Annotated in this window: 15 protein-coding genes, 1 tRNA gene and 2 pseudogenes; 9 read left to right on the plus strand and 9 right to left on the minus strand. The window is 43.5% G+C overall.

Going from position 1 to position 16,318, the window contains the following annotated elements:
* Positions 1–171: 171 nt before the first annotated feature.
* Together QUA36_RS20750 and QUA36_RS20755 are read right to left on the minus strand one after the other, a co-directional pair.
* A complete protein-coding gene (locus tag QUA36_RS20750; RefSeq protein WP_333458936.1) occupies positions 172–1,737 on the minus strand; it encodes a methyl-accepting chemotaxis protein in 1,566 nt (521 codons plus the stop codon).
* A 931-nt stretch (positions 1,738–2,668) separates the two neighbouring features.
* The gene (locus tag QUA36_RS20755) at positions 2,669–2,887 is read right to left on the minus strand and encodes a hypothetical protein (RefSeq protein WP_190736419.1); all 219 of its coding nucleotides are present in this window, start codon (positions 2,885–2,887) and stop codon (positions 2,669–2,671) included.
* A 165-nt stretch (positions 2,888–3,052) separates the two neighbouring features.
* On the opposite strand from QUA36_RS20755, the gene egtC reads away from it, so the two are divergent.
* From egtC to egtD, 3 genes are all read left to right on the plus strand, one after another.
* Positions 3,053–3,841, plus strand: coding sequence for an ergothioneine biosynthesis protein EgtC (egtC, locus tag QUA36_RS20760; protein ID WP_333167181.1), 789 nt, complete (start codon positions 3,053–3,055; stop codon positions 3,839–3,841).
* The gene (egtB, locus tag QUA36_RS20765; RefSeq protein ID WP_333167178.1) at positions 3,813–5,105 is read left to right on the plus strand and encodes an ergothioneine biosynthesis protein EgtB; all 1,293 of its coding nucleotides are present in this window, start codon (positions 3,813–3,815) and stop codon (positions 5,103–5,105) included. The genes egtC and egtB overlap by 29 nt, the downstream gene beginning before the upstream one ends.
* Before the next feature lie 723 nt (positions 5,106–5,828).
* Positions 5,829–6,875 carry an L-histidine N(alpha)-methyltransferase gene (gene egtD / locus QUA36_RS20770; protein ID WP_445300057.1) on the plus strand — a complete coding sequence of 349 codons (1,047 nt, stop codon included), beginning with the start codon at positions 5,829–5,831 and terminating at the stop codon, positions 6,873–6,875.
* A gap of 162 nt (positions 6,876–7,037) precedes the next feature.
* Here the strand turns inward: egtD and QUA36_RS20775 are convergent, their stop codons facing one another.
* The 3 genes from QUA36_RS20775 to QUA36_RS20785 form a co-directional block, all read right to left on the minus strand.
* On the minus strand, positions 7,038–7,649 hold the full coding sequence (locus QUA36_RS20775) for a hypothetical protein (protein ID WP_172191765.1): 612 nt from the start codon (positions 7,647–7,649) through the stop codon (positions 7,038–7,040).
* 408 nt (positions 7,650–8,057) lie between these two features.
* On the minus strand, positions 8,058–8,375 hold the full coding sequence (locus QUA36_RS20780) for an RNA-binding protein (protein ID WP_333167176.1): 318 nt from the start codon (positions 8,373–8,375) through the stop codon (positions 8,058–8,060).
* A 901-nt stretch (positions 8,376–9,276) separates the two neighbouring features.
* On the minus strand, positions 9,277–10,113 hold the full coding sequence (locus QUA36_RS20785) for an IS5 family transposase (protein ID WP_445301447.1): 837 nt from the start codon (positions 10,111–10,113) through the stop codon (positions 9,277–9,279).
* Positions 10,114–10,267: 154 nt separating this feature from the next.
* Here QUA36_RS20785 and QUA36_RS20790 point away from each other — a divergent pair, with 154 nt between their 5' ends.
* Positions 10,268–10,435: a transposase gene (locus tag QUA36_RS20790; protein WP_333458937.1), complete on the plus strand. Its 168-nt coding sequence runs from the start codon at positions 10,268–10,270 to the stop codon at positions 10,433–10,435.
* Positions 10,436–10,756: 321 nt separating this feature from the next.
* Positions 10,757–10,933, plus strand: coding sequence for a transposase (locus tag QUA36_RS20795; RefSeq protein WP_445301448.1), 177 nt, complete (start codon positions 10,757–10,759; stop codon positions 10,931–10,933).
* Positions 10,934–11,105: 172 nt separating this feature from the next.
* On the opposite strand, the gene QUA36_RS20800 is transcribed toward QUA36_RS20795, so the two are convergent.
* Together QUA36_RS20800 and QUA36_RS20805 are read right to left on the minus strand one after the other, a co-directional pair.
* On the minus strand, positions 11,106–12,824 hold the full coding sequence (locus tag QUA36_RS20800; RefSeq protein ID WP_333458938.1) for an ATP-binding protein: 1,719 nt from the start codon (positions 12,822–12,824) through the stop codon (positions 11,106–11,108).
* Positions 12,825–12,841: 17 nt separating this feature from the next.
* The gene (locus tag QUA36_RS20805; protein WP_333458939.1) at positions 12,842–13,093 is read right to left on the minus strand and encodes a hypothetical protein; all 252 of its coding nucleotides are present in this window, start codon (positions 13,091–13,093) and stop codon (positions 12,842–12,844) included.
* Positions 13,094–13,505: 412 nt separating this feature from the next.
* Between QUA36_RS20805 and QUA36_RS20810 the strand changes: the two genes are divergently transcribed.
* The 3 genes from QUA36_RS20810 (at position 13,506) to QUA36_RS20820 (ending at position 14,206) form a co-directional block, all read left to right on the plus strand.
* On the plus strand, positions 13,506–13,763 hold the full coding sequence (locus QUA36_RS20810; RefSeq protein WP_333455971.1) for a hypothetical protein: 258 nt from the start codon (positions 13,506–13,508) through the stop codon (positions 13,761–13,763).
* Positions 13,741–14,025, plus strand: coding sequence for a hypothetical protein (locus tag QUA36_RS20815; RefSeq protein ID WP_333458940.1), 285 nt, complete (start codon positions 13,741–13,743; stop codon positions 14,023–14,025). Before QUA36_RS20810 ends, QUA36_RS20815 begins: the two co-directional genes overlap by 23 nt.
* A gap of 108 nt (positions 14,026–14,133) precedes the next feature.
* Positions 14,134–14,206 (plus strand) — tRNA-Glu (locus tag QUA36_RS20820).
* 361 nt (positions 14,207–14,567) lie between these two features.
* Here QUA36_RS20820 and QUA36_RS20825 read toward each other — a convergent pair.
* Positions 14,568–14,880 (minus strand): annotated as a pseudogene (locus tag QUA36_RS20825) (IS1 family transposase); the annotation flags it as partial.
* A 17-nt stretch (positions 14,881–14,897) separates the two neighbouring features.
* Positions 14,898–15,029: pseudogene (locus QUA36_RS20830) on the minus strand (IS4 family transposase); the annotation flags it as partial.
* Positions 15,030–15,099: 70 nt separating this feature from the next.
* On the opposite strand from QUA36_RS20830, the gene QUA36_RS20835 reads away from it, so the two are divergent.
* Entirely contained in the window at positions 15,100–16,179 is a 1,080-nt protein-coding gene (locus QUA36_RS20835) for an ISAs1 family transposase (RefSeq protein ID WP_333458941.1), read from the plus strand.
* The last annotated feature ends 139 nt before the right edge of the window (positions 16,180–16,318 follow it).

Genomic DNA, 16,318 nt, shown 5'->3' on the forward strand with positions numbered 1-16,318 from the left:
CAGCCCTTTGAGGAAACTTACTTCACATCTCCCCAGCCCTTTCATAGACGGGGAAATCTCGCCTTCAATCCTTTGGCAAAATTGAGAATGGGAAATGGGAAATGGGGAATTGGGAAAATTTTCTCCCCATCTCCTTCATCCCCAGTTTAGGATCTTACTTTCTTTTCTCAATTAAACTAAGGATTTGAGATTTAAAGCCGCTTTGTTAAGTGTTTGAGTGCCAATTCGACCTTGGGTAATACCGCTGGCTGTTTCCGCTGCTCCTTTATTCAGAACATTCATCGCATCTACCACTTGCTCAATAGCGATCGCCTGCTGTTTGGTATTCAGATAAATTTGCTGACTGCTGACAACAACACTGTTAATTGCATTAGCAACCTTGTTAAAATTGTCCGCCGTACCTTCAGTCAATTTCAGGCTATTATCTAAAGTTTTCTTGCCCTCATCTGTTACCATCACTGTTTTATTAATGGAATTTTTAATACCGTTTATCAAATCACTAATCTGATCCGACGATTTTTTGCTTTGATCTGCCAGTCTGCGAATTTCCGTCGCCACCACCCCAAACCCCTTTCCTTGTTCTCCGGTGCGTACTGCTTCCACTGTAGCGTTAATCGCCAGCATATTAGTTTGATTAGCCAAATCGCTGACTAAATTGGTAATATTAGCAATCTGATTGGTTTGCTGGCTCAAATTTAAAACTTGATCGGCGATCGCTCCGACTTTTTCCGTCAAACTCAACATTCCCTGCTGGGTTTTATGCACTCCTTTACTGCCTTCTGCCGCCATATTTAAGACATTACTGGCATTTTCAAGAGCTGATTCGGCTTGCATAGCTGATTGCCTTGATGATGCGCCCAATTCATCCATTGTGGTAGTTGTTTGATTAACAGAAGCAGCTTGTTGTACAGCAATACGTTCCTGTTGCTCAATGGTAGCAGCGATCTCGGTAGAAGAACTGACAATCATATTAATAATACCTTTCAGCGCTTTATCTAAAGGTTTGGCGATCGCTATGCTTAAAGCTATTCCTAAAATAATCGCTACTAGCGGTCCAACTGTCATCCCCAAGAATACAGCTACTTGAGTCTTCCTACTATCATTTTGGGCGGTTTGATAAGCGTCATCCGCTTGCTCTCGATTGGATTCAACTACTACTAAAGTTGCTTTTTCTGAATTTATAAATTTAATGCGAATCACCTTAGCTTGCTGACTAAGTTTATTCAAAAGGTTACTCGCTGTCTTGGCTCTTGCCATTTCGGGCGAATTACTTTTACCTTGATTAATTAGGCTTAGCTGCAAGCCCAAAGGATTCAAAATTCCCACTTTCTCAAATTCTTGATTAATTCGCAGGAGTTCTTGATCTTCCTGCTGCCATTCCTCCCAATACTTCAGCATTTGTTGATATAGTGCGTCTTCCTCTGAGGTACGAGGAAGGAGTTCGTATGCTTTAAACCCCTCTTTAATCTGCTGCCAAGCCTTGTCCATTCTGTTTAAGGCATCTTGCCTTTCTGCTTGACTGAGTGCCGGATTAATTAACGCTCTCTCGGATGACTCAATTTGGGTTTGTCCCTCGTTAATTTTCAATAATGCTTCAATACTCGGTAAGTTGTTTTTACCGATAGTCTCTATGTGTTGACTCAGATTAGATGTTGAGATCCATCCTACCCAAGCCACTAAAAATACTAAAATTCCCATCATCAGAAAGGCGCTGATCAGTCTAGTTTGTAAATTCATTTTTCTCAACATACTATTTCTGCTTCCTTCTACTACAGTTATCCTCGCTGCAATCATGAACATATCTTGTATATTATAGCTTTTATTAGGTAGATGAAGTACCTATTAGGATTTTACGGTGGAGCTTTTACAGTTTTAAATTAGTAATTAATTGATGATTAACTCCTGAGCCTGAAAGTGGCTATCGATTCTGAGTGACGACGCAGTTACGGTAGCTTTTTGGTTGTCATCATGCTGAATTCGTTTTCATAAACCCCTTTAAAATAAAAATGCTCCCACTCTTGAATAACTTCCTTATTAACTCTATCATTAAAAGGTTCAATAGCGAGAAAAAAAACTAACGAACGTGTTTGATAAGTTTTCATAAACACTATATGTAACTTTTTTTAATAAAGTTCTAATATAAGTTCATTTGACAAGGAACATGATACAATTAAGCTTGATACTTTTAGGCTATGGCAACTACCTAAATTATGGAAAAATGCTTTGGTAGTGATAGACAATGGTCATACAAAGGGGCAAAATAAGTAATCAAGAAAAAGGGCGAAAGTAATATACTTGTCGCCCCCTTTGCCTAATCTACCATAAGCTTAAAAAATTAGGGTCAAAACTTAAAAATAATTTCAGTTTTATCAACACAACAAATTATCAATAATTAGGAAATGGGATCGACTTTGCATTTTGTCAACTTTCTCAGAAAAATACTTGTAACTGGTTTACACACTGCTGTTATTGTACTTTATCTATCTGAGAAAGGCTATACGGGAATCGAAAGTGTCTGTGCAGACTTAGTAGCGGGGACTGAGAAATTCAGTCTAGCCAAGTGTGGAAATCCCGTAAGGGAAAAACGCGAAAAGCCAAACTGTGAAGTTTGGAAGCCCACGCCATAACTGTAATCAGTTTGGCGTTGGGAGGATGTTACTGCTTTTCCTTAGTCGATCGAGATTGACTGAGGCCCCGTGCTTTTACCGTTGGTGGGTTCGGCTGGGGGAGTAGTGTAGGAAGTTGAACCAGCTTGCTCGTCGATCCAGCTTTTAACGGGATCTTCGTGAAGGTTGAGTCGAAGCAGGCCAGATAAAAATCCGCCCGCGAAGGCGATGGGCTGTTCGATCAATTCTTTCGCCATTGGGATGAGTTCGTCGAGGAACATTCAAGAGTCTCCTTGTGCTGTAGGGGTTCTACCTTAACTGTATCGTTTGTACTGCGATGCTGGCAGCGCGCTACAAAAAACCTTGTTCCCAGCGCTGAAGATGGGCGATCGGGCAATTTTTTGGTTAATGGCCTACAATGCTAATCAATTTGCTGCAAAAATTTTATGTGCCGTTTGCTTGGCTACCTCGGGGAGCCGATTTTACTCGATGCTATTCTGTACAAGCCGGAACATTCCCTAATTGTGCAGAGTTACGAGCCCCGCGAAATGACTTCTGGCGTACTCAATGCTGACGGTTTTGGTATTGGTTGGTATCACCCGCACCTAGATACTGACCCGTTTACTTATAAAAATGTACAGCCAATTTGGAGCGACATTAACCTTCCGAGTATCAGTCGATACGTTGAATCTGGATGCGCGATCGGATACGTTCGCAGTGCAACTTCTGGACAAGCTGTAGATTTGAGCAACTGTCAGCCGTTTCAGAACGATCGCCTGCTGTTCGTACACAACGGCTTCGTGAAGAATTTTCGGCAAACTCTTTACAGACCAATTCGCGATCGACTCAGCGATACCGTTTATCAATCAATTAACGGCACTACAGATTCAGAACATATTTTCGGCTTGTTTGTCAATGAATTGACAGCCGCCAATATGACTCTAGAAGCTGCTTTGCAAAACTCGCTGAAAACTGTGGCAGAGCTAGCAAACTTTCACCAAGTAGAATTTTCAGCTAATATCATTGTCAGCGACGGACACCAGCTCGTTGCCTCTCGCTTTGCTTCCCAAAAAACCCCTCCTTCCCTCTATTGGCTACGAGACGATTTAAATTTCCCCAATTCTGTCATCATTGCTTCTGAACCTTTATTTGCTGGCAATTGGCACGAGTGTCCAGTCCAGAGCATTATCAGTACCGGAGTAGAGCGTGATATCGAAATCTATCCAATCTTGTAGAGAGGCAATTTATCGCGATTTGCAGCAGTGTCGCCGCGGCACTTTCAAGCTATTTGCAGACATCGATTATGATACTTTTTGTCGCCAAGCTCATCCTGATTTCAGTCCGGTTGGCTGGCACTTAGGTCACATTGCTTATACTGAAGATTTGTGGCTGTTGCAGCGATGTGCTGGGTTGGAACCTGTCTTTCCTCAGTATCACCAACTGTTTGCTGCTGATATTTTGCCGAAAAAACAACGGGTTTTTCTGCCCGCGTTACCTGAAGTTGAATTATATCTGGACGCGGTGAGAAAAAAGGTGTTAGATTATTTGGAAGTCGCGCCGATCGACGAGCAAGAACGTCTCTGGCGGTTTATTATTCAGCACGAAAGCCAGCACTGCGAAACTGTTGCTTTCGTGTTGCAAATGCAAAGGAAGAAGGAAGAAGGAAGAGGGAAGAAGGAAGAAGGAAGAGGGAATGAGGAAGGAAGATTAATTACCAATTACCGATTACCAATTACCGATTACCAATTACAAATTACCGATTCCCAGGCGATTGAAATTCCGGGCGGGGAATTTTACCTGGGAAGCGATGCTGCTGAGGCTTTGGATAACGAGCGATCGCGCCACCTATGTTATTTAGAAGCATACTCGATCGATCGCTATCCGGTCACTTGCGGTCAATACCGAGATTTCATGGAATCCGGCGGCTATCAAAACCCTGATTGGTGGTCAGCGGACGGCTGGAAATGGCTGCAATCTGCTAAAGTCGATCGACCGCTGTACTGGTCAGAAAATCCAGCTTTCAACAACCATCCTGTTTGCGGTGTCAGTTGGTACGAAGCCGAAGCTTACTGCAACTTTATCGGCAAGCGTTTGCCATCGGAAGCCGAATGGGAAAAAGCTGCGAGTTGGGATACCACAAATCAAACATATCGCATCTATCCTTGGGGAGAGGAACAGCCAAACGGCAGCCTGTGCAATCACGGCAATAATATTGCCAATACCTCGCCAGTTGATGCCTTTCCCAAAGGAGCAAGCGCGATCGGCTGCTGCGATATGTTAGGCAATGTTTGGGAGTGGACTGCTTCAACCTTTGACGCCTATCCGGGATTTGAAAGTTATCCTTACAGGGGATATTCTCAAGTTTATTTTGATGGAGAACACCGGGTTTTGAAAGGCGGGAGTTGGGCGACTTTTCCGCAGGCACTGCGATCAAGTTTTCGGAATTGGTACTATCCGGGCGTGCGGCAAATTATTGCTGGTTTTCGCTGCGCTAAGTAGTTTGCTAGGTAATTATAATTACCATCAAATTTGTTCAGAGTGAGGAATTTATTCATTAGACTTTTCAGATGAACAAATTCCTTAATACTCGCATTATAAAGCTTATTTGACGAACATCAGATAAATGACTGGAGAGAGAATTGGGGACAAAATTTGTTTGTGAAATGCCCAACTTTTTTCCATGTAACAAGCTCAAAGAAAACAAGTTTGGTTAAGTATTAAATAAATTTTGTGGATAAATTTTAAGTTTTAATTGTGGATGCGATCGCCATCGGGTGAGACAATACAGAACGGAGAGTGGCATGAAAAATCTGACTTGAGCTCGATATTTGGCAGCGCGGCTTCGTGCTATACCCGTATGTGCATCTAAAAATTACTTTGTCAGGAACCTCAGCCTAAAGGCATGAGGCTTGAAAGAGAAATCTAACAAGCCATCCTGACCAGCTTAAGTCTTTACTGACTACGTTTTTTGGGTCACGATACCGGAGAATGCGAAGCTAGTTTTCCGCTCTATCGCTTGCAACTAAACAGTCTTAAGGCCACTGAGACAGTGTTGCTAGCTTAACAAGCTCACTAAACATTAGCGAAGCTAACTTTACCCCAGAAATGGGAGTTTGAGGCAACCATACCTCACGGGAGGGGCAACCATACCCCTCCACCCCGCGAGGGGATTCAAATTAAATGTAAAGCCGTGCTAAAAGCACGGGGTTTCTACCCATTTTTATGATGAAATCCCCAAGACTGTCCGACACGACAAACTCAGCCTTAACGAAGGAAAACCGGCTGCACTTAGAGCGACTGGTGAGCGCTGCAGCACTGACACCCGCAGAAATCAATGCTGGCAGCGATGTAGTTAGCGGGTTGACTCAAACCCCCAAATCCCTGCCTCCAAAGTATTTCTACGACGATCGCGGCTCGAAGCTGTTTGAGTTGATTTGCCAGTTGCCGGAATACTACTTGACGCGCACTGAGACGGCCATTTTGCAGGGGTGCGCGGGGGCGATCGCCAATTTAACGGGCCCCTGCGAAATCGTCGAACTCGGCAGCGGCAGTTCCACTAAAACTCGGATTCTCCTTGATGCTTACAGTCAACTGGAATATCCCCTGCATTATTTGCCGATCGACATCAGTCCTACTATCTTAGAAAGCAGCGCTTGTCAACTGTTGGCCGATTATCCGTCGCTCCAGATTCACGGACTTGTCAGCACATACGAATTAGCCTTAGCTAAAATTGCACCGTCGCCGTTGCCAACCCGAATGATTTGTTTTCTCGGCAGTACCCTCGGCAATCTCAACGCTCAAGAATGTGATTTGTTCTTCTCGCAAATTGTCGGTGCATTGCAGCCGGGAGAGTATTTTTTGCTGGGAATTGACTTGGACAAATCTAAGGATATTTTAGAGCCTGCATACGATGACAGTCAAGGAGTAACGGCAGCATTTAACTTGAATATGCTGCGGCATTTAAATCGAAAATTTGAGGGAAATTTTGATTTAGCACAGTTCGAGCATTGGGCTTTTTACAATCAAGAGCAATGTCAAATTGAAATGCACTTAAAAAGTAAAAAAACGCAAACAGTGCAGTTGCGTTCTCTCAATTTAACGGTTGAATTTGCAGCGGGAGAAACTATCCGCAGCGAAATATCGCGCAAGTTTAATCTCAATACTGTAAAAAAAGAACTTTCGCAGCGTGGTTTAATGCCTTTGCAGGTTTGGACTGATCCAAATCAGTGGTTTGGCTTGATGCTTTGTCAGATGTCAGTTGACAGTTGACAGTTGACAGTTGGCAGTTGCCAATTGCCAATTGCCAATTGCCAATTGTTATTTGTTTTGAATATCTCCCAATAATCAGTAACTACTGACTACTGACTGCTGACTACTGACTAATAACGTTCGCGAGCGGGGACAGCACTATGACTACTGACTACTGACTAATTAACAAATTGGCCGCTGTCCGGGTTTTACGGCGTGAATGTACTCGCTGCCCGATGTCGGCCATCCCCGCTTATAATAAGCTTCCTCCGGCTTCCCCCAGCCCAACTGCAACAAAATTTCTAGGAAATCCAACTTTTCCCACTTCGAGAGACTGGCCCATTCTGTGCGCTGGGCTATAGCCTCTACATCAACCGGCTCGATCGAGCGAAAATCCTTCCCGCTGTTAATGCTTAAATACAAATCCATCCCGGCAGTTACCTGCTGCCAGAATTCCAACATAGCAATCTTAGCTGCCTTCAACGTAATCAAATCAACCGGTAGAGCTATTAATTCGTCATCCACTGCCGGATACCGTAGAGTATTGCCTTTAACCGCCATTTCCCGCCAGACAATCCCAGAAACTTGATGTTCCCGCTGGTATTCGTGCACGGCTGCCTTAAAATTTTGATAAGCAGTAAACTTCTGAACTCCCTCAGATTTGAGAAAGCGGTCAATCACGGGGTTGCCTGTAGCAGGAGTTTCAGTCAAATTGAGACGCCGCCCATGCAAGCAGGCTTGGCGCTCTTCTTCGAGGATTTTAATGAGTTCCGCCGTGCTGTAGACCTTGGACATCTTTATTGAGGCAAAATCAAGATATTGGCTGATATTCGGCTGGTTTTCTCGACTAATCTTCGGTAAAGATAGTTTGGCTGTTCTGGGCAATATTCAGTTTTGCCGTTATTCTAACTTTTCTTGCTGCTTAATTCTAGTTTGATAGTTTACAGGAGTCGAGCCGGGAAATCCCGACAGCCTCTTAAAAAAAGCAGTTAAGAGGGACTGAATCACGAACTAGAGTGGGAACGGCACCGCAGACGTATCTCGCGGGATTTTTCGCCAAAAACAAAGCCCCCTCCTTGGAGGGGGCAAAACTGATTTAGAGGTTTGGGAGTTTTATTTGAGGGGTTGATCGAACAACCCGAAAAAAAAGCAGCATCCGCACCTGCCGTCAACTACCAAAACTCAAATTTTCAGTGTCAAAGCTTAGTAGCGTCGTGAAGAGCGATCGTTGTCGCCCCAGCCACCGCCGCCGCCCGAGGAGCGTCTGTTGTTGTTGTTTTCGCGAGGTTTGGCTTTGTTGACTTTCAAGTCGCGGCCCATCCACTCAGCACCGTCTAGAGCTGCGATGGCTGCTGCTTCTTCTGCCTCGCTTGCCATTTCCACAAAAGCAAAACCCCGCATCCTGCCTGTTTCCCGATCCATTGGCACTTGGACGCGGCTTACAGTACCGTACTCGGCAAATACTTCGCTGAGGTCATCTGATGTTACCTCATATGAAAGATTACCCACGTAAATCGACATAAAATCTCCAGAATCATTAGGGTGCAGAGATTTAGATTCGGAGAGACGCTTGTAAATAAACACCAACAAACTACGCCACCGAATTTAATTCTTGGAAAACCACTATAACATGAAGCCAGCAGAATCAGCAATTGGCTGGCATAATTTTTAATTTTGGGTGCCGTCGGGCAATCGCCAACAGAAAGTATTCATGATGACTGACATCTTACACTCTTGGCGTCATCCACTTGGTTTCTTGCTGCGCGATCGACCTGATATCTGAGATTTTTCGTCGCTGTTACCAGGTTGATTGGGTCTGATTGATAACAGTACCTGAGATTCAGTTATAACTGATATCAGGCACTGTTATCCCTGGGCAAGCCTCCTGCCCGTTCCACCAGAGATAAATGTTTTTAGCCCAGGATTAATCTTCCGAGTCAATCTCCCCTCTTCCATCTCCCGTCTCTCATCGCATCCGATTTAGCCCCCGATAATCGCGGTTCCCAAATAATTATCAAAAGAGTTATTAACCATATCTACGCGCATTTTATACATATAGACATCAAATTTCACCCCAGATAGAGCGACTTTGCCAGAATTGCCCTCCTGAATTGCGGTTCTTCCTCCAAACGGAGGAAATTACTTGTAATTTTTATTCAAAATAGATTCACTTTGAGCTTATGAAAAATCCCATTTACGACTCTCAGTACATTGTGAAAATGTAAAAAATGATCGCACTTACCTGGATCAAAAAAATTAAATGTTGATATTGGGGAACACAATTGCTCACGGCTTCTAAACAAAACTGACTTTTGAATAAACAAGAGAGGTGATTATCCGGTCTTTATCATACAAACTAGAGCTATCTCCTATATTAGACCTCTTGCAAAAAAGATATATGTTATAATTAGAGGTTTTAAATTTAATCCCCTAAAGCTAACTCATAATTGTAAATTGCTGACAACAAATTACAACGCAGACCATAACGGCGACGGCGATTCCGATAACGACTCGACAATATTTTAAAAATTTTGAGACTCCGATTAACGTGTTCAACCACAATTCGCTCCTGTGCTAGAACTCGATTGTAGTCTTTTTCTATTCGAGAAAGTTTCCCATTTTTAGGTTTTTTTCTAGGGATATAACTATTGGGGTGATAATCCTTTATCCCTTGATAGCCACTATCTTGTAAGCTATTTGTTTCGGGATGAAAATGTATTTTACTTTTTTTAAACAAGTTAAAATCGTGGCAATGCCCTGGTCCAAAAGCAGTGCAAATAATTTCTCTTGTCTCTTGATTAATTACCAATTGAGTTTTGAGAGTATGACATTTCTTCTTGCCTGAGTAATATCTCTTCTGTTTTTTTTTAGGTCGTTCAATAGCTGTTTCTGTGACATCCATCACCACGACTTCTGGATAATCAGAGTCTTTGAGTAATGCCTTTTTTCCCGGAATACGGAACTTTCCCGTTTTCATTAAAGTTGATTCGATATCAGTTACAATTCGGCTTCGGGTTGATTCAGATACTCCCCAACTTGTCCCAATATGAAAATATGTTCGATATTCTCGCCAATATTCCAAGGCGACTAAGACCTGTTCTTCGAGAGTTAGAATGGTGCGACGTCCTCTTCTGTCTTTAGGATTTTCTAGCCGGAAGTGTTCTAAGGCGTTAACCATTGCTTTTAGGGTTTGAATATTGATACCAAATCTACGTTGAAATTGCTCGGGTTTCAAATTTAGATAAGATTGATTTTTCATGATTTACTTATTGTGTAACGACCACAGAACTTTCTAGCATTTTATCCTGTTTATAGCAAGACCAGAGTGAAAATAAGTTAGGAGTTGGGATTCAATCAACTCTCAGCAAAACTTTTCATTATATCATAAAATTATTTTGCAAGAGGTCTATTAAGTGAGTGTTGATATGTGGGTAGGATTCCCTAAAGTCATCAAAAAAGTATTCCCAAATGCCAAAGTTATTATGGATCGTTTTTATGTAATAAAAGTAGTTAATAAAGGCTTAAATAAGTTACGTAGAGCAGCCGGAATAACAGATAAGCAAAGTCAATTTTATTATTAAGTAATCGAGTAAATTTGAATCCAGAGCAGATTGATCAATTATAATTGACACTAGGGAAATCAGAATTTTTGAGAATGGCGTATGAGATGAAAGAAAAATTTATAGAAATATATGAGACTAATTTAATGGCCAAAAAGCAGAACAAAATCAGGCGTTGCTGATTTACGGTATGAAAGGCTAAATATGCCAGTCATAGAAACCAGTATTGACAAAGCTTGGGGATTTTTAACTTATTTTTTTTCATACCCTGATTAAGCAACGCCCAAAATCAAATAATGGCTAAATCATGCACAAGTATTTTTTAGATAATCTGCATCAACAATTGAAAATCATTGTGAGGGTATTTGCAACTACTTTCTTGCTCGCACCACAAGTGGAGTCATGTCAGGAATCAACAATCGGATTAAGTTGATAATGCGGCTAGGGTATGGTTTTTCTAATTTTAATAATTTTAGGAATCGCGTATTAGCTTGCTTTTCTGATTATATAAACTTATAACCATAACTTCAGGAGATCCTCTTTTTTTAGCACACATTGGCTCAATCATTACAAAGTATGGGTTTGGGGCTGGTTGTTACCCCCCCAGGTTTTTGACGAATATTTGCCCAAATGGAATTATCGAGCCGTACCCCAACCTGAGTAATTCTTTAAGTTATTTATTTTTCATTCCTTAGCACGTGCTTGTACGTCCAGTGAGGCTGGCCACCACCGCCACTAACTCGGCAGCATCTACGGGTTTGGTCAAATGCATCTGAAAACCTGCTAATAGTGCCTGCTGACGATCGTCATTCCGGGCATAAGCCGTCAGGGCGATCGCGGGTAGCCTACCGCCCCGCTGCGCTTCAAGTTGACGCAACTTGCGGATCAGGGAGTAGCCATCTTCATCCGGCATCCCAATATCGCTCACTAAAACATCGGGGCTGTGATCGGTTGCGGTTTCGATAATGGTCAAGGCCTCCTTGACCGAAGCCACAGCCATGACATCAGCACCATACTTTTCCAGAATTGTGCTCAGCAACTCTAGCGCGTCAGCCTCGTCCTCTACCACTAAGATTTGTAAGCCTTCAAGGGTCGGCGACCCCTCAACCCTCCCATTCGCCTCGACGAGCGAGTTTAATGGCTCTGGATCGCTCGGTGGTAGATGGATAATCATCACGGGCAGTTGAACTATAAAGGTCGTCCCCTGTCCTATCCCTGGACTCACTACCGTTACAGTCCCGCCATGTAATTCAACTAATTGACGCACAATGGCTAACCCTAAACCCAACCCCCCATAACTGCGAGTGGTTGTGCTGTCGTGCTGGCTGAAGCGATCGAAGACATACGGTAGAAAGTCCGAGCTGATGCCTGATCCAGTGTCGCTGACAGTAATTTCAACATGGGAATTAACCCGCTGCAAACTGATCTGGACTCGCCCGTCTTTAGGCGTAAATTTGAGGGCGTTAGAAAGTAGATTCCACACAACTTGCTGCAACCTATCGGCATCACCCAAGAGCGGGCCAGCTTCAGAATCGAGCACGCTGTGCAGGCGAATTGACTTTGCCTCAGCAGCTAAGTGTACAGACTCAATCGCCGATTCAATCACCGGCACGAGGTTGACAGGACGGACTCGGAGGCGCAGTTTACCGGTGATGATGCGAGAAACATCGAGGATGTCTTCGATGAGCTGGGCTTGAGATTTGGCGTTTCGCTCGATCGTCTCCAAAGCCCGCGCCACCTTATCCTCACTCAGGTTTTTCTGCCGTAACATCGTTGACCACCCTAAGATCGCGTTGAGAGGAGTTCTGAGTTCATGAGAAAGAATCGAGAGAAACTCATCCTTGGCACGGTTTGCTGCTTCTGCGTCTGCCCGAATTATTTGTTCACGCATCAATAATTCGTCTTTAGTGCGATTAGACGCTTCCAGTTGGGCAGTGCGTTCCTGCACCCGTTGCTCTAGCTCCACATTAATCGCCTCGATACGGCTGCGACTCTCTTCTAGTTCCTGGTTTGTAAGGGCGAGTTGGGCTGGACTTGGCGCATCAAGCGCCACTGGAATTAAGGGAATCAGTAAAAAGGTGAATGTATAGAAAGACCAAACACCAGTGACAGCTTTGATCAGTCCTGAAACCCAATAAATGGGGTGCCAAAGTGTCACTATTTCCATCATGTGCGTCGTGCCACATAAGGCAAATATAAAAAAGAAACCCACCAGCAGCATCACCGTATGGGCAGGCAAATCTTTACGCTCATTTGTAAAGTAAACAATGGCAACCGCCACCGAGTAATAAGCGAGGGTAGTCAAGGCATCTGACGTTAAGTGCAGCCAGACTAGCCCCGGTTTCCAGAGGTAACAATGCCCGTGAGGAATGAAATTATTAGAAAAAAAGGTGCTCAAGAGGTCAGGCATATTAGTTTACGGCACTGTCAAGTTAATTTAGGGGGTGTCATCAATTCAACCCGATGACCGCAGCAGCCAGAAGAATCGGACGCCGGAAAGTTCACCGCCCTAGGGTGATAGCGCGTTGCGATTGCCTGATACTGCTTGAGGTTGGGGAAAAAGTTCTCAATCAAATGACGGGCTTTGTACAATTGAGCATTGTAAGTTTCCAGGGTCTTGCAATTGCGGCGAGGTGAAATCACGGTGGTCTTCCCCTCGGCATTGAGGCGGTCAATCACACGCTGATCTGGATCATAGCCCTTGTTAGCCAGCAGTGTACCCGCCACCCGTAACGGCAGCAGTTGGTGGGCTCCTTATGGCGTCACCAGTTTGTCGGGGGTGAGGTGAAACCCCAACGAATCTCCTCAAAAAGCTCAGCAGGAAGATGTTTCTTTCAAGTGGGAAAATGCCTGGATCAAAAAAATGAGAAGGAGTCAGAAGACAGAATTCCGAATTCAGAATACCCCATCCCTGAAGTGAGTGTTTTTGGTAACGAAAGATTTTTTTCGGCTCCACGATTAAAATCGGAGCCTTGAAACCTGGATTCTCCATCCTGTCGCACAGAATCCATTTTGGCTCCTAAATGCTGAATTCTTCGGTAAATGTACCGCCGATGAATTAGCGTCGGCGGGAATTCGATCTGGAACGCGGATGGTGGTGGAAAAGCACCGCAAACGTCCGCTGCGGGTGAAGGATTGGATTATGCTACAGCCTGGAGAACAAGGCTTCTGTGGCTATTTTGCTGGCTCTGGCGGAATGTTTGAAAGAGTCTGCGGTAAATGTTTATTTGGTGTCGTCGGCAAAGGATCCGAGGCGATCGCAGCTTTGTATTTTACGCAGTGCCAGCAGTTGAATGCCCTGATTGCTTGGACAATGTGCAAGCTTGGTGGCTCAATACCCGATTCTTGACGGCGAAAACCTTGTTTGGCTGCTGGTGCAGCACGACTACGGACTGTTACGATCAAGAATTGGGCAACTGCGCGCAGCAGCAGCCGGCGTAGAGGTACAGTTGGGGGCAATTACCGGTTTTGGGAGAGATGCTTCGATCGCCATGAAGTTCCGCCACATGGCCCGCGTCGCTTGTTTGGGCTTCCCCACCCAGAACACCCACGGTTCAAGATTGCTCGCATCGGGGGCGATCGACAATTGCGATCGTATCCTCAAAGCCTAGTATGACTAGCTTTGGGACGAGTAGAAAAAAAACTTTCGCAAAGTAGTTGACAGATTGGGAAAGATTAGTTAAGGTTATAAAGGTGCGGAACACAAGCAAACGCAACGCGCCCCCATCGTCTAGAGGCCTAGGACACATCCCTTTCACGGATGCGACGGGGATTCGAATTCCCCTGGGGGTATTAAAAATTTAAGTCTGATATCAAAGTGATATCTAGTATGTGGGTTGTGCATTTTGCCAGCCCTTATTGCTATTATGACTTACCCACGGATAGCCAGAAACCGGGTTTTTGCTGAGAAGACGCGTGAGATATCGCAGCAACGGCAAAAATCGGCTTTCTTTAGTTTGGTGTCTTTGGTTGTGATTCGTAAGTCCTCTGATTAAATCAATTGTCATAATTAGCAATTAATTAGCAATCAAATATAATTTAGACAAGCTACCATGGCTATGTTTATTTCTTGTTGAACACGAGAATTGGAGATTTTTGAGCCATCAAGTTTTGGCTTGCTGAATCAAGGGATGATAAACTTATTATCATGCGATCACGGACGCAGAAAATGATTTATTTGATTTTGATACGGAATTGGAACATCTGCAAATTTTAGATAGTGAATGAGTAATTGAATTGAATACCTTAGCATATGTTCAGATTTAGAATAACAAAGACTTTTTCGTTTTAGGCGCGCTTGCGTAGTACCTTAATCTTGTATTTTAACCCTCAACTCTTATCATAGATGCTTTGCTAATAATTTGATCTCCATCGGGAATAAACTTAGGGTAAACTTTCCACCTATCTGTTACATAAAAATGGCATTTCCATTTATTAACAATCCCCCATAGTGGTTCAAAATTCTTAACGGGTGACAACGCATCTATAATGCTTGCTGCATGAGGGATAGGGCGTAGAAGCCACGCTGAAAATAGAGACGTTTATGGGGCTTGAGTGCAATTAGACTTATTACCCAATCGTTCCATAATTCCATCCCATAGATCCACCGTTGTCCCAGGGCTATTTCATTCTAGTTTAAGGCCTGATAGAATAACAGATTAATCTCACTGAGGGTTCAGGTCAAAATGTCCCCGATAACAATTGTTGAAGCATTTGCGGATCTTGAAGATTGCCGTCGTAGAGCAGGAATGCGTCATCAACAAAGCGAATGTCTAGCCTTATTTACCCTGGCCGTTGCGGCAGGAAATCGGGGTTTTATAGCGATTGGAGATTGGTTAAAAGCCTACCGTGATGAACTGTTAGAATTGTTCAAACCTGAAAAAAACCGCTTACCCTCCTACAGTACGATAAGACAAACGTTACTACGAATTGATCAACAACGCTACTGGGCCTGTTTATCTAGTTTTTTTGGGATTGACCCAATAGAAAGCGAAACTATTGCAGTGGACGGCAAAGTTTTACGAGGGTCTTATGAAGCGATTAATGATGACGCTAATGTAGATTCTCATCCGGCTATTATGTTAGTAAGTGCCTACATCGTAGAACGAGGGCTGATTCTCGACCCCTATGAAGTTGATTCAAAAACTAATGAAATCACGGCCTTACCCGCATTTATCAAAGATCTGGCCCTCAAGGGTGTAGTGTTCGCTTTTGATGCAATCAGTACCCAAAAAAAAACTGCTCAAGTCATCGTAGACAGTGGGAATGACTATATTGGGGCGCTCAAAGGCAACCAATCGGGTCTACTTGAAGCAGTCCAATCCAATTTTCAAGCTATTCAGACTCATGAATCGAACAATGTTGGTCATGGTCGAGTTGAAAAACGCACGGTTAGTATTAGTAACCAGTTAGATAATATTCCTGAATTTCCGGGACTTAAAACCGTGATTCGTATTGAGTCATACCGCGAAGTCCATCGAGCAAATATTATTGAATCCAGTGTTGAAATTCGTTTTTACGTTTCTTCTTTGATTGAAACGGCTGAAGAATTTGCCAAGCGGATTCGAGGTTATTGGGGAGTTGAAAACAAGGTTCATTATGTGCGGGATGTAACTCAAGGTGAAGATGCTTCTCGTATAAGGACAAAACCTTTAGTTCAAATTTGGGCAGCCGCTCGAAATTTTGCACTCAACATATACCGCGATTATGGATTTGATAATATGGCTCATGGCTCAAGCCCAACGTCTGGCGGGATTTGGCCTTAAACTAATTAACTGGAGTTTAGACTAACAATACTCCGGACAGTTTTTAAAGAGGAATGCGATCGCAATAAAATAGAGAAGTGAAAAAAGTGAGTGCAATCTGAACCCAAAATCAACAGAAAAAAAGGCACTCTTTTAGGTT

Origin of the sequence: Microcoleus sp. Pol10D4 (assembly GCF_036701555.1) — a bacterium.
Classification (GTDB): domain Bacteria; phylum Cyanobacteriota; class Cyanobacteriia; order Cyanobacteriales; family Microcoleaceae; genus Microcoleus.